The sequence below is a fragment of the Snodgrassella sp. M0351 genome, assembly GCF_016100575.1.
Classification (GTDB): domain Bacteria; phylum Pseudomonadota; class Gammaproteobacteria; order Burkholderiales; family Neisseriaceae; genus Snodgrassella; species Snodgrassella alvi.
This window is the reverse complement of the sequence record NZ_JACFSG010000002.1, coordinates 218,435-244,066: the sequence shown is the minus strand read 5'-3', so window position 1 is coordinate 244,066 and position 25,632 is coordinate 218,435. Positions and strand designations below refer to the sequence as shown.

25 protein-coding genes and 1 pseudogene are annotated in these 25,632 nt (G+C 42.1%); 10 read left to right on the top strand and 16 right to left on the bottom strand.

The annotated features are described in order from the left end of the window. Positions 1-206 precede the first annotated feature (206 nt). The gene (locus tag H3V01_RS08875) at positions 207-1,067 is read left to right on the top strand and encodes a Vgb family protein (RefSeq protein WP_198186565.1); all 861 of its coding nucleotides are present in this window, start codon (positions 207-209) and stop codon (positions 1,065-1,067) included. Positions 1,068-1,259: 192 nt separating this feature from the next. Here the strand turns inward: H3V01_RS08875 and H3V01_RS08870 are convergent, their stop codons facing one another. Further along, positions 1,260-2,675, bottom strand: a complete 1,416-nt coding sequence (locus H3V01_RS08870) for a hypothetical protein (protein WP_198186564.1) — start codon at positions 2,673-2,675, stop codon at positions 1,260-1,262. A gap of 257 nt (positions 2,676-2,932) precedes the next feature. Between H3V01_RS08870 and H3V01_RS08865 the strand changes: the two genes are divergently transcribed. Continuing rightward, on the top strand, positions 2,933-3,949 hold the full coding sequence (locus tag H3V01_RS08865; protein WP_198186563.1) for an MBL fold metallo-hydrolase: 1,017 nt from the start codon (positions 2,933-2,935) through the stop codon (positions 3,947-3,949). A 261-nt stretch (positions 3,950-4,210) separates the two neighbouring features. On the opposite strand, the gene H3V01_RS08860 is transcribed toward H3V01_RS08865, so the two are convergent. The 5 genes from H3V01_RS08860 to earP all read right to left on the bottom strand — a co-directional run bounded on the left by H3V01_RS08860 (position 4,211) and on the right by earP (position 9,286). Next, positions 4,211-4,864, bottom strand: coding sequence for a TetR/AcrR family transcriptional regulator (locus tag H3V01_RS08860; protein WP_096765862.1), 654 nt, complete (start codon positions 4,862-4,864; stop codon positions 4,211-4,213). A 50-nt stretch (positions 4,865-4,914) separates the two neighbouring features. Next, a complete protein-coding gene (murB, locus tag H3V01_RS08855) occupies positions 4,915-5,964 on the bottom strand; it encodes a UDP-N-acetylmuramate dehydrogenase (RefSeq protein ID WP_198186562.1) in 1,050 nt (349 codons plus the stop codon). After that, entirely contained in the window at positions 5,961-7,346 is a 1,386-nt protein-coding gene (locus H3V01_RS08850; RefSeq protein ID WP_198186561.1) for an MATE family efflux transporter, read from the bottom strand. The genes murB and H3V01_RS08850 overlap by 4 nt, the downstream gene beginning before the upstream one ends. A 139-nt stretch (positions 7,347-7,485) precedes the next feature. Then, positions 7,486-8,046, bottom strand: coding sequence for an elongation factor P (gene efp / locus H3V01_RS08845; protein WP_025331610.1), 561 nt, complete (start codon positions 8,044-8,046; stop codon positions 7,486-7,488). A gap of 43 nt (positions 8,047-8,089) precedes the next feature. Continuing rightward, positions 8,090-9,286, bottom strand: coding sequence for an elongation factor P maturation arginine rhamnosyltransferase EarP (gene earP, locus H3V01_RS08840; protein ID WP_232332659.1), 1,197 nt, complete (start codon positions 9,284-9,286; stop codon positions 8,090-8,092). A 420-nt stretch (positions 9,287-9,706) separates the two neighbouring features. Here earP and gyrA point away from each other — a divergent pair, with 420 nt between their 5' ends. The 3 genes from gyrA to H3V01_RS08825 all read left to right on the top strand — a co-directional run bounded on the left by gyrA (position 9,707) and on the right by H3V01_RS08825 (position 13,560). Next, positions 9,707-12,310, top strand: a complete 2,604-nt coding sequence (gyrA, locus tag H3V01_RS08835; RefSeq protein WP_198186560.1) for a DNA gyrase subunit A — start codon at positions 9,707-9,709, stop codon at positions 12,308-12,310. A gap of 168 nt (positions 12,311-12,478) precedes the next feature. Continuing rightward, the gene (locus H3V01_RS08830; protein ID WP_078475503.1) at positions 12,479-12,676 is read left to right on the top strand and encodes a (2Fe-2S)-binding protein; all 198 of its coding nucleotides are present in this window, start codon (positions 12,479-12,481) and stop codon (positions 12,674-12,676) included. A 242-nt stretch (positions 12,677-12,918) separates the two neighbouring features. Further along, positions 12,919-13,560 carry a rhodanese-like domain-containing protein gene (locus H3V01_RS08825; RefSeq protein ID WP_198186559.1) on the top strand — a complete coding sequence of 214 codons (642 nt, stop codon included), beginning with the start codon at positions 12,919-12,921 and terminating at the stop codon, positions 13,558-13,560. A 268-nt stretch (positions 13,561-13,828) separates the two neighbouring features. Here H3V01_RS08825 and H3V01_RS08820 read toward each other — a convergent pair whose 3' ends face one another. From H3V01_RS08820 to H3V01_RS08810, 3 genes are all read right to left on the bottom strand, one after another. Beyond that, on the bottom strand, positions 13,829-14,236 hold the full coding sequence (locus H3V01_RS08820) for a GNAT family N-acetyltransferase (protein WP_084551381.1): 408 nt from the start codon (positions 14,234-14,236) through the stop codon (positions 13,829-13,831). A gap of 82 nt (positions 14,237-14,318) precedes the next feature. Beyond that, the gene (locus H3V01_RS08815) at positions 14,319-14,852 is read right to left on the bottom strand and encodes an NAD(P)H-dependent oxidoreductase (RefSeq protein WP_370570130.1); all 534 of its coding nucleotides are present in this window, start codon (positions 14,850-14,852) and stop codon (positions 14,319-14,321) included. A gap of 130 nt (positions 14,853-14,982) precedes the next feature. Next, positions 14,983-15,411 carry a MerR family transcriptional regulator gene (locus tag H3V01_RS08810; RefSeq protein ID WP_198186558.1) on the bottom strand — a complete coding sequence of 143 codons (429 nt, stop codon included), beginning with the start codon at positions 15,409-15,411 and terminating at the stop codon, positions 14,983-14,985. A gap of 362 nt (positions 15,412-15,773) precedes the next feature. Between H3V01_RS08810 and H3V01_RS08805 the strand changes: the two genes are divergently transcribed. From H3V01_RS08805 to H3V01_RS08785, 5 genes and pseudogenes are all read left to right on the top strand, one after another. Next, positions 15,774-17,342: a hypothetical protein gene (locus H3V01_RS08805; protein WP_198186557.1), complete on the top strand. Its 1,569-nt coding sequence runs from the start codon at positions 15,774-15,776 to the stop codon at positions 17,340-17,342. Positions 17,343-17,513: 171 nt separating this feature from the next. After that, positions 17,514-17,636 (top strand): annotated as a pseudogene (locus H3V01_RS11280) (DNA polymerase beta superfamily protein); the annotation flags it as partial. A gap of 375 nt (positions 17,637-18,011) precedes the next feature. Beyond that, positions 18,012-18,410 (top strand): cupin domain-containing protein, encoded by a 399-nt coding sequence (locus H3V01_RS08795; RefSeq protein ID WP_084587403.1) that lies wholly within the window; start codon positions 18,012-18,014, stop codon positions 18,408-18,410. A gap of 64 nt (positions 18,411-18,474) precedes the next feature. Then, positions 18,475-18,768 (top strand): carboxymuconolactone decarboxylase family protein, encoded by a 294-nt coding sequence (locus H3V01_RS08790; protein WP_370570127.1) that lies wholly within the window; start codon positions 18,475-18,477, stop codon positions 18,766-18,768. A 149-nt stretch (positions 18,769-18,917) separates the two neighbouring features. Then, positions 18,918-19,661 (top strand): SDR family oxidoreductase, encoded by a 744-nt coding sequence (locus H3V01_RS08785; RefSeq protein ID WP_198186556.1) that lies wholly within the window; start codon positions 18,918-18,920, stop codon positions 19,659-19,661. Between the two features lie 322 nt (positions 19,662-19,983). Here H3V01_RS08785 and H3V01_RS08780 read toward each other — a convergent pair whose 3' ends face one another. The 7 genes from H3V01_RS08780 to atpE form a co-directional block, all read right to left on the bottom strand. Continuing rightward, a complete protein-coding gene (locus H3V01_RS08780; protein WP_041881260.1) occupies positions 19,984-20,406 on the bottom strand; it encodes a F0F1 ATP synthase subunit epsilon in 423 nt (140 codons plus the stop codon). Positions 20,407-20,416: 10 nt separating this feature from the next. After that, a complete protein-coding gene (atpD, locus tag H3V01_RS08775) occupies positions 20,417-21,814 on the bottom strand; it encodes a F0F1 ATP synthase subunit beta (RefSeq protein ID WP_084548194.1) in 1,398 nt (465 codons plus the stop codon). A gap of 33 nt (positions 21,815-21,847) precedes the next feature. Continuing rightward, on the bottom strand, positions 21,848-22,723 hold the full coding sequence (atpG, locus tag H3V01_RS08770) for a F0F1 ATP synthase subunit gamma (RefSeq protein ID WP_198186555.1): 876 nt from the start codon (positions 22,721-22,723) through the stop codon (positions 21,848-21,850). Positions 22,724-22,747: 24 nt separating this feature from the next. Then, positions 22,748-24,292, bottom strand: a complete 1,545-nt coding sequence (atpA, locus tag H3V01_RS08765; RefSeq protein ID WP_025331624.1) for a F0F1 ATP synthase subunit alpha — start codon at positions 24,290-24,292, stop codon at positions 22,748-22,750. 10 nt (positions 24,293-24,302) lie between these two features. Next, positions 24,303-24,839, bottom strand: a complete 537-nt coding sequence (locus H3V01_RS08760) for a F0F1 ATP synthase subunit delta (protein ID WP_078475494.1) — start codon at positions 24,837-24,839, stop codon at positions 24,303-24,305. A 4-nt stretch (positions 24,840-24,843) separates the two neighbouring features. Continuing rightward, a complete protein-coding gene (locus H3V01_RS08755) occupies positions 24,844-25,314 on the bottom strand; it encodes a F0F1 ATP synthase subunit B (RefSeq protein WP_025331626.1) in 471 nt (156 codons plus the stop codon). A gap of 64 nt (positions 25,315-25,378) precedes the next feature. Then, positions 25,379-25,609, bottom strand: a complete 231-nt coding sequence (gene atpE, locus H3V01_RS08750) for a F0F1 ATP synthase subunit C (protein ID WP_025331627.1) — start codon at positions 25,607-25,609, stop codon at positions 25,379-25,381. Positions 25,610-25,632: the final 23 nt, after the last annotated feature.

The window sequence follows — 25,632 nt, the reverse complement described above, 5'->3', positions numbered from 1 at the left end:
CTGCATAAATGCCTTTTGTTGCTATCGCTGAGTTCCTTCGCTGATATTTATTTTATATCGCTGATTTCGTATTTCTGTACTTTCTGTTTTTTGTGTACGCTTTTGATAGGTTCTATCCATGCATCATTTATGTACATCACTTTCAGAGCATGATTATGACAAACTATTAATCATTTATTTCTGATTTAACTTTTAGCAGGATACTCATGATGAAAAAACTCTCCTTATATACCATTGTTTTTGCTTGTCTTGCTTTATGTACTTTATATTTATACGGAAGGAGTAATATGGTCAGCTCAACAACCGGAGCAACTGCATCTAAAACATCAGCAGATAATACTGCCGGATTAACCACCGTAGCAGCTTCTTTTGATGCGCCCACAGGCATTGCTTTTGATAGCTCAGATGCCATGTATGTTACCAACTGGTCTGGCAATTCAATCACTAAAATAACCGCCAACGGTGAGCGTAAAACTATTTATTCCAATATTTCCTCTCCTGCCGGTATTGTAATTGATGCAAAAGATAATATTTACGTATCATCATACAGCGATGATTATATTCTCAAAATAACTGCTGACGGCAAAGCTGAAAAAATTTCTGATGGCTACCATACCCCGACAGGTATTGCTTTTTCCAATTCGGGAAAATTACTGATTACCAACCGTTCCACCGGAGAAATTGTGGCTCTTGATTTAAATAACGGTCGCAAAGAAATTATTGCACGCGGCCTATCCACACCCGTTGGTGTAACACAGTTACCGGATAACAGTCTGGTAGTTTCCCAGTATAGCGGCCGCCTGACCTTAATCAGCCCGGATGGTCAGCAAACAGAGCTGGGTAAAGACTTCAACCGGCCGGGAGTAGGTATTGTCACCGTTTCGCCGAATATGATTGCCGTGATTGATAATGGCGCTGATATGGTTCGCACAGTTGATATTAAAACCCGCACAGTACGTAAATTAGTTACCTCTTTACCTGGAGCAGTAGCATTGGCTTTACATCATAATCGCTATTACATAGGTACATGGCAGGATGGTACTGTTTATGCTTTTAATCCTAAATAGTTCAAACTAGACATTAGTTTCAATAAACTGTTCAAACCAGTTTCTAAAACAAAACCTGAATGGCTTTCATTCAGGTTTTGTTTTTACATAAGCATCTTTTAATCATCAGATACCGATCCGGAAATTTCCTGATCACAGAATTGTTACATATGTATTTCCGGCTATCTGACAAATAAAATAGTTTTTAAACAACTATAGATTTGCCAGTGCTCTGCTTATTTCAGCAATGTCTCCGCGCATATGAGACCAAAGATTAGTACGTGCCTCATCTAACTGCTCATCACGACTAAGCAATGTACCTTTTGTATATGCCGTATATTTTCTGGGAACATGTCCGTCAAACCAGTAATAGGTTTGTGATGAAGTACTTTTCCCACTGTAGCTGCGGTTTAATTCATACAATCCGCTTGTGTGCACCTCAGCATTCATCACCGCTTCATTAATTGTCTTCACACTATATTGTTTGAAATAAAAATCTTCATAAATAGACTGATCAACCATATTGCCATTTTCATCAGCAACTTTTTTCGTGCCCACTTTTAGATTTTCATATTTATCATCCGTCTCAATATTTTCCTTATACTGCTGAAAATGATTGCGGGTCATACTTACATCAATCACCAGATTAGCCGCGCTCGGGCTGGTTACAAAGCTGACATAGCTTTTTTGCAGCACTACACTTATCTGGTAAGTCAGAAATTCATTCCCGTAGATATATATCTGTACCTGTCCTTTACGTTCATATACACCAGCCTGTCTGGTAGAATCTTTATAGGTGTTACCATAAGGACTGTACACATCACTGGCTGCACGGAACAAAGCCGCTGCCTGCCGGTATTCACTCAGAAGTCTTGCTTTGCGCACAATACCCTGCGCTTCCTGATAGTGACTTTCCGCTTCAGCAGTACGCCATTTTTTTTCATAAATAGCAGCTAATTTGGCACTGTCCTTATAGTTGCCCAAAGGCTGATAAACATCATGAGCTTTGCGGAAATTATCCGCTGCCTGTTTATAATTTTTGTCTCTGACATTAGCCTGTGCTTCGGTGTAATATTCCTGAGCAGCAGTTTTATAATACATGTTCTGATTATCATCAGCGCGCTTTTTAATATCTTTGTAATTAAAATATTCATAGCCTTGCCGGTATAATTTAGCCTTGCGCAAATAATCGGCACTGTTTGCAGCCACAATTGCATTAGCCTGCTGATAAAACTGTATAGCCAGAGATTCTTTCAAACCATCCACTGTATACAGGCTTAAATATTTTTCAATATAAGTGCTGTAACTTTTATTTTCCAGCTCAGTTTTCATCGCCAGTAACAGCTGATAGCTTTTAATCCGTAAGTCATAATCAGAAACGGCAGCCTGCTGAATATTTTTCTGCGCCATTTCCACTAAACCGCTAACAGTAACCTGCAAATACAGAATATCCTTATCCTTCCATGGCTTATTCTGTTGTTCTAGCTTCTTAGCCTTAGTGTTGAAATTAGTAGCCAGAACTTTCACCCCGCCTACATAATCACCGGTTTTGAACTTGTCCTCCGGTTTAACCGGTAATGTACAGCTTGCCAGCAACAGACATAAAAAGACCAGTAAAATTTTTTTCATTTATCGATCTCCAGAGGCGCGAAAACAGGCGCATGATTAAATACAAAAGGCGCATATTAACACTCGTTAACAAAACAGACAAATGCCTTTACTTTTATCCTGATTTCATTCTGTGCATAACATCATCCCACCGTCGCAATTTCAGTATACCTACCTGAATGATTTATAATTAAGTTAAAATAGAACCTGCAAACAGCATTAAAACATTTAAACTGATAATATATTGCCGTAGCTGTATCAGCTAAAGACAACAGATAATGCTATTTAAGAAAAGAAACCCATATTACAATCCGGCCAAAAGTCACCATACACCTTACGGTTTCTGCAATCTGGAACCTACAGTCATCAAACCCCTGGAAGTCTGTCGCTGGAACTGGGAAAGGCATATCCATCATCTGCCTAAACCACCGCAAAACGGATATGAGCATTTTGCACGCGACTGGTATCAGAAACCGGACTTTACACTGAGCGGCAACCGGCTGTGGTGGATCAGCCATGCCACACTGCTCATACGTTTACAGCAATGTACCATTATTACCGATCCGGTATTTTCACAGCGGGTATCACCAGTAACATTTGCCGGCCCCAAACGCCGTACTCAGCCTGCAGCCAGTATTGCCCAACTGCCTTCAGTGGATGTTATCGCACTGTCACACAACCATTACGATCATCTGGATAAGGCAAGTATCCGCCAGTTAGCCGAACGTTTTCCGTCCATCACTGCCGTTGTTCCCCTAGGTTTGAAAAATAAACTGGAACGTATGGGCGTACGTAATATCATTGAACTGGACTGGTGGGAACAGGTGACGATTAAAGATATCCGATTTCATGCTGTACCGGCACATCACTGGAGCCAGCGCGGCATTTTCGACCGCAACCATACTCTGTGGTGTGGCTGGATAATGCAGACAGCCGCGGGAAGTACTACCTATTTCAGCGGAGATACAGGTTTCAGCGAGATGATGTTCCGGCAGATTGCCGGGCGATTTGCCCCGATAGACATGGCTGCAATCCAGACAGGAGCTTATGCACCCCGCTGGTTTATGCATAATCAGCACATAGATCCTTATCAGGCAGTAACAATTTTTCAAATACTACAATGCCGTCAGGCCGTTGGCATGCACTGGGGTGCATTTGAACTGGCAGATGAACCCATAGATGAACCACCACAGCTACTAGCTCAGGCCTGTGAACAACAGCAGCTGGACAACAGCCGTTTTGAAAGTATAAAAATGGGAGCCAGCCGTCCCATTCCTGATTTAATTAAACAATAATAAGAAATTTCATACCCGGCATATCGTTCTGAACGGAACTCACAGATTGTAAAATAAAAAATATTATCTTAATTTTATTTAAATTTCAGTCTGCTACACCTAAAATACGGACTTACCAATTGATTGCCGTAGTAATTAGTGCAACTTTATAAATATATATGCAAAATAGTATGCATTCTTAACTTGAACAAATGAATACTGATAAAAACTATCACATTAAAAATTCTGTTTAAGCTAAACCACTTTTATTTATTTTTATTTTCACACCTGATTACGCAAATCATTCATCATGCGACTGAATTCTTCCCGGTAGGCAGGGGCAACATAAGGTCGTAACAGAGTCAGAGTCTGGTGAGTACCACGAAATTTAGAAGCTTCAGTCAGTTTGCGTTCATACAAAGCACTGTCATAATCACACCAGTATTTGGTAATCAGCCAGATATTCACCGCCATTTCCTTGCGGGCAACTTCGTCTGTTTGTATAAAACCAATATCAGTCAATTGCTGCAAGAGATTTTGCAGTAACGGTGATACACGAACCCGGGTGAAATTATTGTGTTCACCCAATAATTCGGCACTGCGTGAAAGCATTGCATTTAAATCACTGAATAAAAAACGGTATTGCCACATTACATCATAAACACCAAGCATATAGTTCTTAATCGCTTCTGTGTCCTGTGGCGGACTGACCTGCTGCAGATAACACAGCAATTTCTCACTGTAGCGTTTGAATAACTGCATAATAATTTCATCTTTATTACGAAAATGATAATAAAGATTGCCCGGACTGATGCCCAGAAAAGAAGCAATATGATTAGTACTGATGTTGCGTTCACCCTCTTCATTAAACAGTTTCAGACTGGCATCAATAATGCGGTTATACGTATTGGGGCGTGATTCTTTCACCATATTAATTTCTTTCTGATTATGCAGTTTATCACCGAGCAAAGCATACAGATATTCTCTTAACCAGGCGCATGCGGCAAAACTTCCGGCAGCCAGACCGGTTCCGGTTCGAGCAATACCTGAAAATGCTGTGCTACACAGTTACGAACATATTTAGCCAGAGCAACTACATCGGCCGCGCTGGCCTGTTTTTTATTAACCAGTACCAAAGCCTGCTGCTCATGAACTGCCGCACCGCCAAGCTGATAACCTTTCAGACCGCACTGGTCTATCATCCAGCCTGCTGCCAGCTTTACCTGCCCATCAGGCTGTGGATAATGCGGCAAAGTCGGATATTGTTTTAATAGGCTTTCTGCCAGTTCAGCTGCCACAACAGGATTTTTAAAAAAACTGCCGGCACTGCCAAGCACTCGCGGATCAGGCAGCTTCTGCCGGCGGATACGGCACACTGCCTGTGCAACGATACTGGCGGTTAAAGGCTGTCCCAGTGCCAGCTCTGTGGCCACCTGAGCTAAATCACCATAATGCAGTTGTGGTGTAAAACTGCGGGATAATACAAACCGTACCGCCACAATGACATAACGCCCTTGCCGTTCATGCTTAAATACACTGTCCCGGTAAGCAAAGCTGCATTCATTCCGGCTAAGCCAGCACAGTTGATGATTTTCAAGATCAAAACATTGTACAGCCTCAATACAGGATTGTACTTCAACACCATAAGCGCCGATATTCTGTACAGGTGCCGCCCCTACTGTACCCGGAATCAGACTCAGATTTTCCAGGCCGCACCAGCCCTGTTCCAGCGTGTACTGAACAAATTCATGCCAGTTTTCACCGGCCGCAGCTTCTACGATAACCTGTTCACCATCATCAGCCACCAGCCTGATACCACGATTGGCCATACGCACCACCAGTGCTGGATAATCCGCACAAAACAGAATATTACTCCCACCACCCAGCCACAGCACACTTTGCCGTTCAAACTGAGGCAGTGCCAGAATATCCGGCAACTGTTCAGTATTCGTTAATGTGACCAGCCAGCGTGCCCGTACCGGCAGAGCAAAAGTATTTAGCGGCTGTAAATCTGCATGTTCAATCACATTTATCATGATTTGCCTTCTGCATCTGTCAGCATAAATTTTTCACTTTTCCGGTGCAGATACCACACCAGTGCCACAGCCGCACCTGTCAATGCCAGCACCAGAGCCAGCCAGAAACCATAAAGCGCCATACCGAAATACAAACCAAACAGACAGCCGAAACCCAGACCCAGCCCCCAGAAACTGAATGCATGAATCACCATCGGAATTTTAGTCAGCTTATAGCCGCGCAAGGCATAAGAAGCAATTGTCTGTGTTGCATCAGACAACTGGAAAATTGCTGCAAAAATCAACAGCGTACCGCCCAATAAAATCACTTCCTGATCAGCTGTATATAAGCCTACCCAGAAATGCCGGAACAAGAGCAGCATGATCCCGGTAAAGCAGGCACCAAGCAGACCCATACACAACCCTACTCCGGAAACAAAGCGGGCACGCTGCCAGTTACGTGCTCCGACTGCCTGACCCACACATACAGCCAGCGCAATGCCCACACTTTGCGGCAACATATAAATTAAAGAAGTAATACTGATTACCACCTGTTGCGCTGCCACCTGAGTGACCCCGAAACGGGCAATCAGCAAACTAATAAAAGTAAACAGACTCACTTCCAGAAAAAACGACATTCCGATCGGAATACCCAGACGCAACAAAGAAGCCTGTGTACGCCAGCGCGGCCACTCAAAGCGCGCAAACAGAGCAAAAGGTGCAAAATACCGCTGCCGTATAATATATATGCCTAGTGCAATGGCATTCAGCCAGAAACAGATAGCTGAGGCCAGACCACAGCCGGCTCCTCCCATCTGCGGCATCCCGAATTTTCCGTAGACAAAAATATAATTAAGCGGAATATTCAGCAATAGTGCAATCAGACTCACCACCATAATAGGTTTGGGGCGGTTTAAAGAAGAGGCAAAAGCATAAAATGCCCGGTGAATCATCGCTGCCGGCATACCCAGTGCAATATAGAACACAAACTGACCAAATACTGCATTTACATATGCACCCATATTCAGCCAGTGCTGCATTGGTATAATCATTGCCCACAGCAACAGCATACCCAGAACACCGAGAAACAGTCCGAACCATATCCCCTGCCGTCCCTGTTCTCCGATTTCCGTTGTTTTACCGGCACCGTATAACTGTGCCAGTATCGGCTGTAATGCCGTCATCACTCCCAGAAAAGTTATATACAGCGTAATAAATACATTCGAACCCAAAGCCACGCCGGCCAGGTCGTTGGCACTGGCATGACCGGCCATTACAGTATCGACTACGCCTACACCTACCTGCGCTACCTGTGCAATAAGAATCGGCAACGCCAGCCGCAGCAATCTGCGACATTCAGCCAGCAACTCGCCCCGGCCGTGCTGATTCAGTTCAAACAACATGTTTCACCTACAAAATTAAACAATACAAACAACAAAATACCGTAGATCATCACATTCATCAGGCAGTTTACTGCTGCGATGCCAACAATAAAACAGGCTGCCTGAAATCATTCAGACAGCCTGCCAGCAAGAAAATCAATTAAGCGCGTTTACGGAATTCAAAAGTACGTGAATCAATTTCCACTTTATCGCCATTTTCAATATAAGCAGCTACCTGAATCTCGGCACCACCTACCAAACGTGCATTTTTCATTACTTTGCCAGAAGTGTCACCTTTTACTGCCGGTTCAGTATATTCCACTTCACGCACGATAATAGTAGGCAGTTCTACAGAAATAGCGCGACCGTCATAGAACGTTACTTCGCATTTTTCTTCCATGCCGTCTACAATAAACTTGATGGCATCGCCGATGTTTTCTGCTTCCACTTCATACTGATTGAATTCATCATCCATGAAAACATACATCGGATCAGCAAAATAGCTGTAAGTGCACTGTTTGCGATCCAGCACTACCACATCAAATTTCTCATCGGCTTTATAAACCGTTTCTGTAGCAGCACCAGTCAGCAGGTTTTTCAATTTCATTTTTACCACGGCAGCATTACGACCGGATTTATTGTATTCGGACTTCTGCACCACCATCGGATCATTGCCCACCATAAATACATTACCCGGGCGCAATTCTTGTGCGGTTTTCATCTTTAATCTAACTTCCAAAAATGTTCAGCAAATAATAAGTATATTATTTTAGCGGAAGATGGCTGAATCTGGCTAGTTTTTCCAGCGCATTGTCCTGCCCATGCAGCATTTCTGACCACGCAGCGGCTGATTTTACCCAACTTTGCCAATGCGCGCACAAATACTGCCATGCCTGTTCACGTTTTAACGAACTCACAGCCCCTGCACCATTCAGATCATCCGACAAAACAGTAAACGCCTGTCTGAGCTCTGCCGGCCAGCCTTGCATCGCCTTAAACCAGAATGAATGCAGCTTTTGCAGATGGACATCATCATCCTGACGGTAAATATGCCAGAAAAACGGTAATCCTGCCCATAATGCCCGGACAAAACTGTCTTCACCGCGCACAATAGCCGCATCTGCCAGCCACAGCAAACGGTCAAAGGCCGCCTGTGGCACAAACGGAATACGTACCAGCGTCACATTCCCCAGCTCACAGATATCCCCTTCCTGCTGTAGCTCCTCCGGTGCAATTAATTTTGCCGCACGTAAACTTTCAATGACCTGTCCGCCGGCGAACCATAACGTTACCGGCGTATCCGCCTGCTGCCACATAGCCATCCATTGTGCCCACTGACCGGAAGTATAAGCAAATACCAGCCATAACTGCCCTGTATGCTGTAACGGCAAACCATATTCCAGCCTGAATGCATGCTGAAGCTTCGGCTGTTGCCTGAATTTTTCCCGCTCAGCCAGATAATCCGGTTCCCGTAACAAACCGCCACTGTCCGCATCAATACCCATAAACCAGAAATACTTTTCCAGACCATTAGGCTGCAACGATGACATAGCATGTAAACCAACCGCCCAGTCTTCGGCGGTCAGATACTCCCAGTTCAGCCACAATGGCCGGCACTGCCTCATTCTTTCCAATACCTGAGGCGGGAGCTCACAACCAAACGTTTCTATTACCAGTACCGGATCGGCAGCAGCAGACAGCTGTTGCTGCATCATGGCATCGCCCTGCCATGCTTCGATAGTAATCCGTGCCTGTTTTTCCGGTGCCGGCACTAACTTATTAAGTGCATCAGTATCATCAATCCACAAACGCACATGCATGTGCAGATATTCAGCCAGCAGACAGCTTAGCCGCCAGCCTACGCCCGCATCACCATAATTATCAATTACCCGTACAAATACCCATGCCTCTGCCATAGACTCATCCGACAGCATAGTTTCAGGTAAATTTAAAACATGCATTAAAATTTCCTTACAGACAGCACAACTTACTCACACATTCTCACCATTTATCCTTTTGTCAACCATAAAACAGACTTGACAAACTGATTTTATCCACATGAATTAAGCAACGCATACTGAACCCTATAAAAAGCAAAAATAGCTGCGCACATGCATCTTATTTTTATATATATTTGTTTTTAAACAATTTTATTTTAAGGCTTATTTTTTAAGCAAGCACATCCAAGTCTTGATTTATAGGCAATTATGCACGCTCATCTTTCATTTTCCACAGATTTATCCACAAATATTGTGAGCATATCTTTAACCCCTTTAACAACAAGGTTTTTTATGCCAGATCATCTGCGCCATGAAAAATAATCAGAAACTAATTACCATTATGGTAAAATAAACCATGCTCTCTAAAGTAGTAAAGCCATTATGTCTGATGCACTTTTTGCCAAAGAAACCATAGCAGTATCACTTGAAGATGAAATGCGCAGTTCCTATCTGGATTACGCCATGAGCGTGATTGTAGGACGTGCTCTTCCTGATGTACGCGATGGGCTGAAACCGGTTCATCGTCGTGTGCTGTATGCAATGAACGAAGCGAATAACGACTGGAACCGGCCTTACAAAAAATCTGCGCGCATTGTCGGCGATGTTATTGGTAAATACCATCCGCACGGCGATACAGCGGTTTACGATACTATCGTACGTCTGGCGCAGGATTTCTCCATGCGTTATCTGTTGGTCGACGGACAGGGTAATTTCGGTTCCGTTGATGGCGACAGTGCAGCTGCTATGCGGTATACCGAAATCCGCATGACAAGAATTGCGCATGAGCTAATGGCTGATATCGAACAGGAAACTGTTGATTTTGTCCCGAATTATGACGGCAAAGAACAAGAGCCGGCGGTATTGCCGACACGTATTCCGACATTACTGATTAATGGTTCTTCCGGTATTGCCGTCGGTATGGCTACCAACATTCCGCCGCACAATATTAACGAAGTAATAGGCGGTGCCAAAGCTCTGCTGGCTAATGAAAACCTCAGTATTGACGAGCTTATCGATCTGATTCCTGCCCCGGATTTTCCGACTGGCGGTATTATTTACGGACTTTCAGGCGTACGTGAGGGTTATCGTACCGGTCGCGGTCGCGTCATTATTCGTGGTAAAACCCATATCGAACCTATCGGACATCATGATGAACGCGAAGCAATCATCATCGATGAAATTCCGTATCAGGTAAACAAAGCCAGACTAGTCGAAAAAATCGGCGAACTGGTACGCAATAAAATTCTCGAAGGTATTTCAGACCTGCGCGACGAGTCGGACAGATCTGGCATGCGTGTGGTTATCGAGCTCAAACGCAATGAAAATAGCGAAGTTGTTCTTAATCAGCTGTATAAATTAACTCAGCTTCAGGACAGTTTCGGCATCAATATGGTGGCTCTGGTAGACGGTCAGCCGCGCCTGCTGAACCTGAAACAGATTCTGAATGAATTTCTGCGTCACCGTCGCGAAGTTGTTACCCGGCGTACCATGTTTAATCTGCGTAAAGCACGTGAACGCGGTCACTTGCTCGAAGGTCTGGCAGTAGCTCTGTCTAATGTCGATGAAATCATTGCCCTGATTAAATCATCTCCTACCCCTTCAGAAGCCAAAATCGCTTTAACCTCACAGGCATGGCGTCCTGATCTGGTTAAAAACATGCTCGTACGTAGCGATATTGATGCAAAATTGATCAAGCCTCAGAATTTACCGGAAAATACCGGTCTGAGTGCTGACGGCTATTTCCTTTCCGACGCGCAGGCACAGGCCATTCTCGAAATGCGTCTGCAACGTCTTACCGGTTTGGAACAGGATAAAATTGTCGATGAATACAAAACTATCCTTGATAATATTGTCGACTTACTTGATATTCTTGCCAAACCGGCTCGTATCAACCAGATTATTCATGATGAGCTGACCGCCATCCAGCAACAATTCGGAGATGAACGTCGCAGCGAAATCAACACTTTTGGTGGCGACATTGCCGATGAAGACCTGATACCGAAACGTGACATGGTGGTTACACTGACTCACGGCGGCTATATCAAAACCCAGCAGGCAGATGACTATCAGGCACAACGGCGTGGCGGTCGTGGTAAACAAGCTACTGCCACCAAAGATGAAGACTTTATTGAAACTCTGTTTATCGCCAATACACACGACTACCTGCTGTGTTTCACCAGTCTGGGTAAATGCCACTGGATTAAAGTATACAAACTGCCTGAAGGCGGCCGCAACAGCCGTGGACGGCCGGTTAACAACCTGATTCAGCTTGAAGAAGGTGAAAAAATTAACACCATTCTGCCAGTACGTGAATTCAGCGAAAATGAATACGTCTTTATGTGTACCGAACAGGGTATCGTTAAGAAAACCTCACTAATCGATTTTTCACGTCCGCGCTCAGCCGGCATTATCGCCCTCGGTCTGGATGAAGGTGACCATCTGATTGGTGCAGTTAAAACTGCCGGTAAACACGACATCATGTTGTTTTCCAATGGTGGTAAAGCAGTCCGTTTCAGTGAAGACAATGTTCGTCCGATGGGACGCAGTGCCCGCGGTGTACGCGGCATGAAACTGGCTGAAAATAACAAGGTAATCAGCCTGCTGGCCTATGATGCTGAAGAAGATAGCGACAAACTGGTACTGACCGCCACAGCCAACGGCTTTGGTAAACGCACTGCTGTTGATGACTACCGGCGTTCCGGCCGTGGTACTCAGGGCGTAATTGCCATCGATACCGGTGAACGTAATGGTGACCTGGTAGCCGCTACACTCGTAGCCGATAGCGACGACCTGATGCTGATTACCAGTGGCGGTGTACTGATTCGTACCAAAGTCGATCAGATCCGTTCCACCGGTCGTGCTGCTGCCGGTGTTAAACTGATTAATCTGGATGAAGGCGAAAAACTGGTCAGTCTGGAACGTATTGCTGAAGCAGAAGAAAACAGCGATAACGAAGTAGATATACTGGATACACCAGAAGATTAATTCCGACATTTAAAAACATAAAGCCGACTTTCCCAGTCGGCTTTATGTTTTACCGGTAGAAACATAATCAGCTTTCAGACAGCATAAAATCCACTACTTGATAATAATAATGAAATCCACTATCATCTTTACCCACAAAAGAAACCAAACACACACAAAGGACAAAACATGTACGTTTGTCTGTGCAATGCCATTACTGATCGCCAGATAAAAGAAACTGTTGCTGCCGGCGCCTCAAGTCTCACTGATTTACAGGCTCAGCTTGGTGTAGCCACTTGTTGTGGCTGCTGTGCTGATTTAGCCAGCTCATTCCTCTCCTGTCATCAGGATCGTCAGATTAATTGCACCAAAGCGGATAACACATAAAAATTTGATACTCATACGAATAATTAACCGTTATTTTCTTTACTGCATTCTTATTTATCAACCATTTCATATTTTTATCTTTTAACTAAATATAGATAACTTATTTATAATTAGTTGCGCTACCCGAATCAACAAAACCATATATTTTACATAAATCAACAAATAGGCATATAAGAACACATAAGCCTTTTGGTTTGTTTATTATGTTCAATGTTTTGTTTTTTACTTAAAGGGAGCAATAAATGAAAAAGAATAATCTGATAAAACACTATTTTCTTACATCAAGCTTAGCGATATTAATTACATTAGCATTACCTGCTACTGCAAAAACTACTACCAAAGTTAATAAGGCTGAAGTTAATCGTTTATCGAATTATTTTATAGCTCAGGATAAATCAGTCAGCAGCAAAATAGATTTTGATGGTTACATGAAATTAGCCGAAGAAGTAAAACGATACAGAGCTAAAAGACTTCTTCCTTTAAACCAATTTTTGGCCAAATCCAAAAATTCAAAAACCATTATTTTGGACTCCAGATCCAAAGAAATGTATGACAGAAAACATTTGAAAGGAGCCATTCATCTGAATTTTTCCGACTATAACCAGATTAGCCTATACAGATTAATTCCAGATAAAAATACAACCATTCTCATTTATTGCAATAATAATTTTATAGATGACCAGGAAAACTTTGCCAGTAAAATGGCAGTAACACCAACAGACCTGAACGGACTGCCATCTTATCGTGATAAGATCAGTTTAGCCCTTAATATACCTACCTTTATTAATCTATACGGATATGGCTATCGTAATGTTTATGAATTAGCAGATCTCGTTTCTGTTAACGATAAAAGATTAGAATTTGAAGGTAGCGAAGTTAAATAAATCATTTACCTGCACAAATCATTAAACCCATCTATTCTGACTATTCACATGAATAGTCAGAATAAGTTCCGTACTTACTTTTTTCTCTCTGTTAATTGAAACCATACTAAGTTATTAACTTGCAGGCAAATACCAATATCATCTTCAGGAGCAAAACAGGAATCCGCCATCATAGCTCTGCACTTATTTTGTGATTATCTGCCAAACCTGCCTGTCCGGTACCCAGCACAACAAAAGAATAATCAAAAGCAACGAACTGTATTTACTATCATAACGGTTTCTTTAAAACCCATGCAGATGTATGAGCAGTAAAACCGATATGACCATAATAGTCGACAGCCTGTGGCGCAGCAATTAAAACAATTCCGGCATTCTCTCCAGTATTTTTCTGAATTTCCCGAATCAACTGCTTACCAATACCCTGCTTTTGATAGCGCTCATCAACAGCCAAATCAGCCAGATAAGTAATATAAACAAAATCAGTTAAACAGCGCGCAATACCTACCAGCTTCTGTCCGTCCCATGCTGTAATAATTAAATTTGCATTATTCAGCATAGACTGAAAACGGGATTTATCCGTAATCGGACGCCGTTCCCCCAGACTGCAGTTTCGGTAAAGATTCAGCGTTTCTTCGAGTTCGGGTTTGATATTACAACGGTAAGCAATATTATTCATACATAATACCTCCAGTAAACGAACAAAGTATTAACTTCACATACAGATACAGTGAAAAACTAATTTGTACAGATGAAACCAACTAATAACCCTGTTCATGGTTCAGCATATTATAAAATTTGTTTAGAAACTCAATAAAATCTGCAGCACTTTGATTGATTGCCTGCGGAGTAATTGTTACTAATGAAGCATCTGTATTAGCGCCAAACAAAGAAAATGCACCCTGATAATTTGCTTTAACATAATGTAAAGTCATTTCATACGGACGCAGAACTGCCGTTAAATCATAAGGTGCCTGATAATCCTGTTCCGAACTTCCCATAGAAACAGCCAAACCGATTTTTCGATCTTTAAGCTGAGTCCCGCGGGAACCATATGCCCATCCGTAGGTTAAAACATCATCAAACCACTGTTTCATTAGTGGCGTGCAGTTAAACCAGTAAACCGGAAATTGCCAGATCAGACTACCATATACCTCTACCAAAGTCTGCTCTTTCTCCACATCAATCTTACCGTCCGGATAAGACTGATACAGCTCACGCACCGGAAATTTTTTTACTTCTTCAATCCAGCGTTTATTGACTAAAGAATGTTCAATATCAGAATGCGCTATAATAATCAGTATTTTTTCATTTTATTCCCCTTGGTTGTTTGATTGCTAAATATAAATAAAAATTAGCTTATCCGAACACATCCGAATTTCAGTTTACAGTACAGCCTGCACTTTAGCCAGACAGAGCACAGTATTACAGACTATGGCCGTTGCTGATTAAATATTCAGCAAAACTCATCTGTTCAGATAAAAGACCCTGCTGCCGTCGCTGATACCATTCAATCTTATCATTCAGAATCTGCAGATGTTTTTGCAGTTTTGCCTGCTGTTGCAAAAAATCATCACGGGTCTGTAACAACAACTCCAGCCGTTCAGCAATAGTTACATCACCCTGACTGCGCAGCAACACATACTGCTGAAGCTGTTCCATACTCATACCAGTATTTTTCAGATGCAAAATAAAACGCATCCAGTCAACGTCCTTTTCGGTATAGAAACGACGCTGATTGACAGAGCGCTGCGGAGAAATCAGCCCAAGACTTTCATAATACCGGACAGTTGCCGGCGTTAATCCGAATATATCCGCAAAAGCACGGATACTGTATTGTTGTGACTCTGTCATTCTTATTCCCATCACGAAAATAAAGCTCAAACAACTTAAAATATCATTTCATATTAAAAACTAAGTAATAGCAAATCAGGCAAAACAAAAAGACTGAGCAATAACTTGCTTGCCTAACCCTTTTAATGCGTAAAATAAAGAATCAATCTGTATAAAAATAGTAATAAAACTTTGATAATGAATAAAAATATAATTTAAAATAGATATTCAGATAATAATACAGGAAAGCATATGCTTAATATATTGCTAAGGTATAATCAAACCACCACAGCAAAATCAGACAGTACTGGTAACTGTACTTAATTTTTACCAGAGATTAACACCATACATAAAACTCTAAAATATTAAAAATCTGAAAAATAATGGAATATCTGAATAATATTAATTGCCAACACTTTCCATTGGTATGGGATAACCATAAAACCAGTATTTATCAGTTTTTACTCCCTTATCAAAACGCGGATAAACTTCCCGAAACGGCCAAAATTCTGCCTGATCACTCCTTAGATAGTAGAAAAATAAAACAGGCAGCAAGAATGAGGGATGGAATTACAAATTATCATAGTGCCTCTGCAGAACAAAGTTGTGTAGAAAAAATTTTAGCATTACTCACCAAAATAACTGCGCAACCTAATCAATCAGATATCGAAACACTTTACACCCTAGTCCAAACAGGACGAACCTTAAGTTATATTGAAGATTTAACTGAGGAAATACCTAAACTCATTATTGATTTTGATAAATTATACGAATTTATTTATTGGCTAGCACTTCATAGTCCGGATCGTGAAATCATTAAATTCAGTATTGCCATATTAGGATGTTTTACTACCGAACAAACAGAATTATTTTTGTTATTTGGTATGCATGAAGAATTTTCATTATATTCTGCTGGCGCATTACAAAATACACTATCATCTGAAACCGATATTGAAAATGCCTTGCTGACATTAGCAAAAAAAATTGATGGTTGGGGGCGTATCCATATCATTTATCGATTAGTAACATATCCCTTATCATCATCAACAAAAGACTGGTTACTAAGATCCGGCTATCGAAATAGTTTGATGAATGAATATATTGCTTACACCTGTGCAACGTCAGGTGAATTAGATAAAGCTTTAGCGCTTGAAACCATTGATAGTGAATTAATCAGCTCCACAAGTGAAATTATTGAAGCGCTGATAAACGGCGGACCCACTCAGGATATGCATAACTATGCTGCTGGTGCTAAAGTTTGTCTAAATTATTTAACTCATTTACTCAATCTACCAAATTTAACGGATCTGAAAATATTACGAACCGTTTGGTTATTACACGATTTTGTGGTTAATAAAGTAAACCATTATTATCCTAACTGGGATACGCAAATCAAAAATCAAATAATCAACAAAGCAAATGAGGTTATTAAGCAAGATAAATGGTTAGACTTGATTAAAAATACGCTGACAACTAATAATACGCAACAATTTCAGCTGGCTGCAAACCTTTATACACAATATGGCTTTGATGCATGGGAAGCACATTTTGAACATCAAAAAAATTATCATAGCGATCAGTGGCCTTATTTACTACTAAGTGATTCATTACCGAGAATAAAGCAAGTTATTCAATTAGCTAATCAACAATATGATTTTGCCAAAATCGCAACAGGCCCTGCATTAATCCATGAATATGAAACAGAAATTGACACACATAATTTATTAGATTTGATTTTACAAGAACTCAATCATTTTCCCGGTATTGGAGAAGACTTAATATTAATCGGCTTGAATAGCCCGGTAATACAAAACCGCAATATAGCATTAAATACTATAGAAGCTTGGGATCGGTCATTTTGGTCAGAAAGAATTAAAATCGCAATCCAAGAACTGGCAATTATTGAACCTGATGACAAAATTAAACACAGAATCATCACGTTATTAACCTAAAACAATGATTAATAGCCTTATTATTAAAACAATCTTTATAAAATTAATTAACAGAGATGTTATTACATAGGCAAAACCGTATTAAACAGAACTGACTGCATTTGAGCAGCAAAATAATATCAAAATTATTTTGCCTGTGAATCTGGCAGCCGCATTTAGGGATTTCCTTCACCAAGTAGTGATTATGATGTGGGTTTTATATATGTTCATCCGTTTGCTAAATACTTATTAATTGATAATCCGGCTTCTCTTTTGACTCTTCTATTTAATAATAAATTGGATTTACATGGATGAGATTTGAAAAAAACCTTACAACTGCTTCGAAAATCGAATACTACGCCTTTTGAGTAAAAGATTAAGCAAACCTATCAATATAATAAATCAGTCCGAATGGTCAAAATAGATAGTAGACAAAATCTCAAAGAATAAGAAATTCGCGGCACCAAATATATTTAAAAAGCATATTTTTCGTTACATCTATGATGAAGATAGATATTCTTGAAACAACTGCTATACTTCTAAAACTAAATCTACAATCTTATAACTTTAATCTTTGCATAATTAAAACTATATCTAAAGTTGATGGTTCTGGTTCAATACAAAATAACTCTTGAGTTAAAGTTAACTTTAAGTTTTATACTCAAATACTGATAACAACAGGAGTTAGCCATGTCTACAGCATTCAAACAGATCTTTCCGCAAGGCAAGATTAATATTAATTATGCACAATATTTTATCGGCCAAAGCTATTTATGTAACTTAGCCGCTATCGATGAACAAATAGATGTCGATGTTAGCAATGTTACTTTTGAGCCGGGCTGCCATAATCACTGGCACAAACATCTGCATGGCTATCAGATTCTGCTTGTTACAGCAGGACAAGGCTGGTATCAGGAAGCAGATAAACCAGCGCGACTGTTAAATCCCGGGGATTCGGTAGTCATTCATGCCGGAGTCAAACACTGGCATGGTGCCACTAAAGATAGCTGGTTCAGCCATATAGCCATTACTAAAGGTCAAAGTGAATGGCTGGAACCGGTAGACAGTAGTGATTACAACAATCTTTAACTTATCTTTTTTAATCTATAGGAGTAAACCATGAAAAAACAGACAGCAGGCCATGATTTATTAGGTGATTTTGCCCCCCCAGTTTGCACATTTTAATGATGATGTGCTATTTGGAGAGGTGTGGTCTCGCGAACAGCAATTACCAGCGCATCAGCGCAGCATGATTACTATTGCCGCACTGATCAGTGCCGATAACTTTGAGCAGTTACGCGCGCATTTAAACATCGGACAACAAAACGGTATTACTGAAACTGAAATTGTTGAGATTATCACTCATCTGGCTTTTTATGTTGGCTGGCCCAAAGCATGGTCAGCATTTAATCTGGCTAAAGAAATATATCACGATACTAAAAAGTAATCTGTGCAATAATCATCATATCAAACAAATTAATTGTCAGATTAAAGACTTATTTGCAAACTATTCTGATTTGTTTGAAGACAGTAAATGCCGGTTTATTCAATTTTCTGCCGGTAATGTTCAATTTTACAATATGCAAAGGAATAAATATGAGTGTTCAGAATAAGGTTGTTATTATTACCGGTGCATCATCCGGTATTGGTGCGGCAACAGCCCGCTTACTGGCTCGGAACGGAGCTAAAGTTGTTCTGGCAGCACGCCGTGAACAGCAACTGCAATTATTGCAACAGGAAATTACTCAATCTGGCGGTCAGGCAGTTTATCAGGTTACAGATGTGCGCCAACCGGAACAACTGCAGACACTAGTCGAACTGGCACAAAAACATTTTCAGGGCATTGATGTGATATTCAATAACGCCGGAATCATGCCTAACTCACCAATCAGTGCCGTTCAAACTCAGCAGTGGAATGACATGATTGATATTAATCTGAAAGGTGTGCTAAACGGTATAGCTGCAGTAATGCCGATTTTTACTAAACAAAAATCGGGACATATTATTACCACCTCTTCTATAGCCGGTATCAAAAGCTTTATGGGTTGTGGTGTTTATGGAGCCACCAAATTTGCTGTACGCAATCTGATGGAAGTTATCCGGCAGGAAAGTGCAACCGAACAAACCAATATTCGCACCACTACCCTATATCCGGCTGCAATCAATACCGAGCTTTTACAAGGCATTACCGATACTGCTATTTTACAAAGTATGACTGAACTCTATAAACAGGTAGGCATCAGCCCTGACGCTATTGCGCACGTGGTAAATTTTGCAATTGAACAACCTGAAGATACCAATATTAGTGAATTAACTATTTATCCGACTAAACAAGCATAGAAGTCAAATGTGATTCACCAATAAGAGTGCAATACCATCTGTTTGAGCCGATATTACACTCTTATTACGTTTGCTGATACGGAGTGAATCACGATCATTTATATGCTTTTTTTCATATATAACATAGTTGCCTGTATACAATAAAATGTTCAGCATATTCAAATACCATTAAACAACTAAATGATGTATATCTAATGAATTCATTATTGATAACATTCCATTGAATCTATGCAGATATAAAAAGCCCGGACAAATTGTCCGGGCTTTTCAACATCTCAGTCAGGCAATCAGATAGTTATAGATTGATTGCCATCAAAGTTGTTTATTTTCGATGCGTGCGCAAGTAGTCCAGCGTTTTCAGTTGGGCAATTGCCGCAGCTAAAGCCACATGTGCTTTTACCAGAGAAACATCATCTTTGGCTTCATGTATACCTGATTCTGCTGCTTTTTTAGCCTCTTCGGCACGCTGCTGATCCATTTCTTCACTGCGAACGGCCACGTCCGCCAACAGCGTAAGCTTATCCGGCTGTACTTCCAGGACACCACCTGATACGGCTACCAGAATTTCTTCTTTCTGGCCAGGCACTGTTAAACGCAGGGCACCAGGACGCACCAGGCTCATAATGGGTTCATGGCGAGGATAAATACCAAGCTCACCTTCCAGAGTAGGCACGACTACAAAACTTGCTTCTCCGGAGTAGATGCTTTCTTCATTACTCACCACTTCCACTTGCATGGTACTCATCAAGTGCTCCTTAGTTTAGGGTTTTCGCTTTTTCAGCGGCTTCTTCGATATTGCCTACCATGTAGAAAGCCTGTTCTGGCAAGTGATCATATTCACCGCTCAGAATAGCCTTAAAGCCGGCAATAGTATCACGCAGAGATACATATTTACCCGGCGCACCGGTAAATACTTCCGCTACGTGGAAAGGCTGTGACAAAAAGCGCTGAATTTTACGCGCACGGTTTACAGTCAGCTTGTCTTCATCAGACAATTCATCCATACCCAGAATTGCAATAATATCGTTCAATTCTTTGTATTTTTGCAGAGTAGTCTGTACACCGCGTGCAACATCATAATGTTCCTGACCGATTACAGCAGGATCAAGCTGACGGGAAGTGGAATCCAGCGGATCTACAGCAGGATAAATACCTAAAGAGGCAATATCACGGCTCAGCACGACTGTAGCATCCAAGTGGGCAAAAGTAGTAGCCGGAGACGGGTCAGTCAAGTCATCCGCAGGTACATATACGGCCTGAATAGACGTGATAGAACCAGTTTTAGTGGAAGCAATACGCTCCTGTAAGCGTCCCATCTCTTCAGCCAGTGTCGGCTGATAACCCACAGCAGACGGCATACGTCCTAATAATGCAGATACTTCAGTACCGGCCAGTGTGTAACGGTAAATGTTATCGATGAACAGCAATACATCGCGACCTTTACCATTTTCATCTTTTTCATCACGGAAATATTCCGCCATGGTCAGCCCGGTTAATGCCACACGCAGACGGTTACCTGGTGGCTCATTCATCTGACCATACACCATCGCTACTTTATCCAGTACGTTGGAATCTTTCATCTCGTGATAAAAGTCGTTACCTTCACGGGTACGTTCACCAACGCCGGCAAACACAGACAAACCACTGTGTGCTTTAGCAATATTATTAATCAGTTCCATCATGTTTACGGTTTTACCCACACCGGCACCACCGAACAGACCAACTTTACCGCCTTTAGCAAACGGGCACAGCAAATCAATCACCTTGATGCCGGTTTCCAGCAATTCAGTAGAGCTGGAAAGTTCATCAAATTTCGGTGCCTGCTGATGAATAGAACGGGTAGTATCGGTTTTGATTTCACCTGCTTCATCTACCGGGTGACCCAAAACGTCCATAATCCGGCCCAGAGTCGCTGTACCTACCGGTACGGTAATCGGAGCACCGGTATTGATTACGGCCATACCGCGTTTCAGACCATCGGAAGTACCCATCGGAATGGTACGTACAATACCATCACCCAGTAACTGTTCAACTTCCAGAGTTAAATCAGTATCAACCAGTTTAAGAGCGTCATACACATTGGGGATAGAATCATGCGGAAATTCAACGTCCACTACCGCACCAATGATTTGTACGATTTTGCCTTGGCTCATTATCGCATCCTAAGTTTATTTGACCTGTGCTGCTTAAACAGCAGCAGCACCGGCCACAATTTCTGACAACTCTGTGGTAATCGCTGCCTGACGCGATTTGTTATATATCAGACGCAATTCTTTAATGGCATTGCTTGCATTATCAGTAGCAGCTTTCATCGCTACCATACGTGCAGCCTGTTCGGCAGCCATATTTTCAGATAAGGCCTGATAAACCACAGACTCTAAATAACGGCGGACTAAAAATTCCAGCACCTGCTGTGGTGATGGTTCGTATACATATTCCCAGCCGAACTCTTTGCTTTCAGATACTTCATCCAGAACATTCTGACCAATCGGCAACAGGGTTTCCAGACGTGCTTCCTGACGCATAGTATTGATAAAACCGGCATAAACCAGATAAATAGCATCCAGTTTACCTTCGGCATAGCGCTGGAAAATTTCCGTTAACGGACCTAATAATGTAGCTACTTTGGGTGTATCACCCAAACCCACAGCACTGGCAATGACATTCAAACCCACACGGTTACAGGCTGCCAGCCCTTTACCGCCCAGACACACAATCTCTGCATCCAGACCATTCTGCTCACATTCCTGCACCTTATGAAAGAATGCTTTTAAAATATTTGCATTCAATCCGCCGCACAAGCCTTTATCTGTGGTAATGACAATAAAGCCAGCACGCTTGCTGTCATTATTACTGCGTAATAAAGGTACGTTATGAGTAGAGTGGGTTTGTGCCAGATGGCTCATCACCAGACGAATTTTATCGGCATACGGACGCGCCTGACGCATCCGTTCCTGAGTCTTCCGCATTTTAGAGGTTGACACCATCTGCATCGCTTTAGTGATCTTTTGAGTATTCTGAACACTGCGAATTCTGGTGAGAATCTCTTTTCCTACTGCCATTTCAGACTCCTTTCAATAACACGCTTACGCAAAGCTGTAAGACGATTTGAAGGTCTTCATGGCGTTGTCCAATGCTTTGGCATTATCATCGCTCAAAGCGCCGGTTGTATCAATGTCCTGTAACACATTCGGACACTGGGTACGCACATAGCTTAAAAATTCTGCTTCAAAGGCCAATGCTTTTGATACCGGCACATCATCATAAGAGCCGTTATTAATCGCCCACAGTGTCAGCGCCATTTCACCTGTGCTCAGTGTACTGAACTGCTTCTGTTTCATCAGTTCCGTCACAACTTCACCATGACGCAGCTGTTTACGGGTAGCTTCATCCAGATCAGAAGCAAACTGCGAGAATGCAGCCAGTTCACGGTACTGTGCCAGTGCCAGACGAATACCGCCGCCCAGCTTTTTAATGACTTTAGTCTGTGCTGCACCACCTACACGGGATACTGAAATACCGGCATTGATAGCAGGACGAATACCAGAGTTAAACAGGTCTGTTTCCAGGAATATCTGACCGTCTGTAATCGAAATTACATTAGTAGGTACGAATGCAGATACGTCACCGGCCTGAGTTTCAATAATTGGCAAAGCAGTCAGAGAACCGGTTTTACCTTTAACGGCACCTTTAGTCAGTTCTTCTACCTCATGTGCATTAATGCGGGAAGCGCGTTCCAGCAAGCGTGAATGCAGATAGAATACATCACCCGGATAAGCCTCACGACCTGGCGGACGACGCAAAAGCAGGGAAATCTGACGATACGCCACAGCCTGTTTAGACAGGTCATCGTATACAATCAGCGCATCTTCGCCGTTATCACGGAAATATTCACCCATACTGCAACCGGCATATGGCGCAATATATTGCAGTGCAGCTGCTTCTGATGCAGTGGCAGCAATAATGATGGTGTGATCCATGGCACCATGTTCTTCCAGTTTACGTACTACACTGGCAATGGAAGAAGCTTTCTGACCGATAGCAACATAGATACAGATAACACCGGTATCTTTCTGATTAACAATGGCATCAAGTGCCACGGCTGTTTTACCAGTCTGACGGTCACCAATAATCAGCTCACGCTGACCACGACCAATCGGTACCATTGAGTCAATGGCTTTCAAACCGGTTTGCATTGGCTGATCTACAGACTGACGCGCAATCACCCCGGGAGCAATTTTTTCTACCGGAGCGGTGTGTGTAGTATTAATCGGACCTTTGCCATCGATCGGGCGGCCAAGTGCATCAACTACGCGACCAATCAGTTCACGGCCAACCGGTACTTCCAGAATTCGGCCGGTACAGGTAACTTCGTCACCTTCCTTAATATGTTCTGATTCACCCAGAATCACGGCACCTACAGAATCGCGCTCCAGGTTCATGGCGAGACCAAATGTATTGCCGGGAAACTCGAGCATTTCACCTTGCATCACGTCTGATAAGCCGTGAACGCGCACAATCCCGTCAGTTACAGACATTACAGTACCGCGGGTACGTAATTCTGAATCAACGTTCAGGTTTGCGATTTTAGCTTTAATCAAATCGCTAATTTCAGCAGGATTAAGCTGCATGAAAACTCTCCTAATTCATCAATGCCGTATGCAGGCTGTTTAATCTGCCTTGCACCGACAAATCCAATACTTGGTCACCAACTTCTACTTTTACGCCACCAATCAATTCCGGGGCAACCACCTGACGCGCTTTCAACCGGCTTTTGAAATGGGCTTCCATATCTAAAACGACTTGTGTAAATTGTTGTTCGTCAATGGGATAAGCCGTATATACAGTGGCCTCTTTTATGTCGTTTAGGGACAAAGCATAGTCTTGGAATAACGTATAAATTTCTGGCAAAACTGTTAAGCGTTTGTTCTGCGCTAACAGAAAGATGAAATTTTTTAATTCATCAGCCGGCGTAAAATCCACTAATGACAGGATTTGTTTTGCCTTTTCTGTGTATTCGCATTCCGGCTCGTCAATCAGTAACTGCACTTTAGGTTGCAGAATAATTTCAGCCAGTGTTTTCAGTTCGTCCAACCAAGACTCAATTTGATTCTGTTCTTGTGCCAGACTGAATAATGCCTTTGCATATGGTCTGGCTATGGTTGCGAACTCAGCCATGGGATTACAGCTCCTGTTTCAGGTTCGCCAGTAAATCAGCGTGACGTGAAGGATTAACTTCGCTGCGCAGGATAGATTCGGCACCTTTAACAACCAAATCAGCTACCTGCTGACGCAGTGCTTCACGGGCTCTGTTGGCTTCCTGCTCAACATCAGCTTTTGCCTGAGCCATGATACGGGCAGCTTCTTCTGATGCCTGCGTTTTGGCATCTTCAACAATCTGCGCGGCACGCTTTTCTGCATTGGCCACCATTTCGGAGACCTGACTGCGACCCTCGGCTAAGATATCAGCAACACGTTTTTCCGCCTGAGCAAAATCGTTTTTCCCGCGTTCGGCAGCAGCCAAACCTTCGGCAATTTTGTCGGCACGGGCATCAAGTACTTTGACAATGGGCGGCCATACGAATTTCATCGTAAATAGCACAAACATGACAAAAACGAGTACTTGTGCAATTAGGGTTGCATTGATATTCACGATTAAACCTTTAGAATTTGTGTTTATTAATTAAAACAGTTAACAACCAGCAAATCCAAGTTTATCAGCCGCCAATTTTGGCAAAGTATAAGAATGATACGCCCAGGGAGATAATGAACGCAGCATCAATCATACCCATGATAATGAAGAATTTACCCAGCAATGAGTTCATTAATTCAGGCTGACGGGCAGAAGATTCCATGTATTTTGCACCCAGCATACCAATACCGATAGAGGCACCCATTGCAGAAATACCAATCATCAGACCACAAGCGATAGCGATTAAACCACCCATTTACTTAACTCCTTAAATATAAA

What these genes read in the sequence shown, in the direction of transcription:
- atpD (WP_084548194.1), bottom strand. Translation starts at nt 21,814, where the DNA reads ATGAGCCAAGGCAAAATCGTACAAATCATTGGTGCGGTAGTGGACGTT.
- H3V01_RS08805 (WP_198186557.1), top strand. Translation starts at nt 15,774, where the DNA reads ATGGAATATCTGAATAATATTAATTGCCAACACTTTCCATTGGTATGG.
- murB (WP_198186562.1), bottom strand. Translation starts at nt 5,964, where the DNA reads ATGATAAATGTGATTGAACATGCAGATTTACAGCCGCTAAATACTTTT.
- atpE (WP_025331627.1), bottom strand. Translation starts at nt 25,609, where the DNA reads ATGGGTGGTTTAATCGCTATCGCTTGTGGTCTGATGATTGGTATTTCT.
- H3V01_RS08865 (WP_198186563.1), top strand. Translation starts at nt 2,933, where the DNA reads ATGCTATTTAAGAAAAGAAACCCATATTACAATCCGGCCAAAAGTCAC.
- H3V01_RS08785 (WP_198186556.1), top strand. Translation starts at nt 18,918, where the DNA reads ATGAGTGTTCAGAATAAGGTTGTTATTATTACCGGTGCATCATCCGGT.
- earP (WP_232332659.1), bottom strand. Translation starts at nt 9,286, where the DNA reads ATGCATGTTTTAAATTTACCTGAAACTATGCTGTCGGATGAGTCTATG.
- H3V01_RS08850 (WP_198186561.1), bottom strand. Translation starts at nt 7,346, where the DNA reads ATGTTGTTTGAACTGAATCAGCACGGCCGGGGCGAGTTGCTGGCTGAA.
- H3V01_RS08820 (WP_084551381.1), bottom strand. Translation starts at nt 14,236, where the DNA reads ATGAATAATATTGCTTACCGTTGTAATATCAAACCCGAACTCGAAGAA.
- atpG (WP_198186555.1), bottom strand. Translation starts at nt 22,723, where the DNA reads ATGGCAGTAGGAAAAGAGATTCTCACCAGAATTCGCAGTGTTCAGAAT.
- H3V01_RS08825 (WP_198186559.1), top strand. Translation starts at nt 12,919, where the DNA reads ATGAAAAAGAATAATCTGATAAAACACTATTTTCTTACATCAAGCTTA.
- efp (WP_025331610.1), bottom strand. Translation starts at nt 8,046, where the DNA reads ATGAAAACCGCACAAGAATTGCGCCCGGGTAATGTATTTATGGTGGGC.
- H3V01_RS08795 (WP_084587403.1), top strand. Translation starts at nt 18,012, where the DNA reads ATGTCTACAGCATTCAAACAGATCTTTCCGCAAGGCAAGATTAATATT.
- atpA (WP_025331624.1), bottom strand. Translation starts at nt 24,292, where the DNA reads ATGCAGCTTAATCCTGCTGAAATTAGCGATTTGATTAAAGCTAAAATC.
- H3V01_RS08870 (WP_198186564.1), bottom strand. Translation starts at nt 2,675, where the DNA reads ATGAAAAAAATTTTACTGGTCTTTTTATGTCTGTTGCTGGCAAGCTGT.
- H3V01_RS08875 (WP_198186565.1), top strand. Translation starts at nt 207, where the DNA reads ATGATGAAAAAACTCTCCTTATATACCATTGTTTTTGCTTGTCTTGCT.
- H3V01_RS08830 (WP_078475503.1), top strand. Translation starts at nt 12,479, where the DNA reads ATGTACGTTTGTCTGTGCAATGCCATTACTGATCGCCAGATAAAAGAA.
- H3V01_RS08760 (WP_078475494.1), bottom strand. Translation starts at nt 24,839, where the DNA reads ATGGCTGAGTTCGCAACCATAGCCAGACCATATGCAAAGGCATTATTC.
- H3V01_RS08780 (WP_041881260.1), bottom strand. Translation starts at nt 20,406, where the DNA reads ATGAGTACCATGCAAGTGGAAGTGGTGAGTAATGAAGAAAGCATCTAC.
- H3V01_RS08810 (WP_198186558.1), bottom strand. Translation starts at nt 15,411, where the DNA reads ATGACAGAGTCACAACAATACAGTATCCGTGCTTTTGCGGATATATTC.
- gyrA (WP_198186560.1), top strand. Translation starts at nt 9,707, where the DNA reads ATGTCTGATGCACTTTTTGCCAAAGAAACCATAGCAGTATCACTTGAA.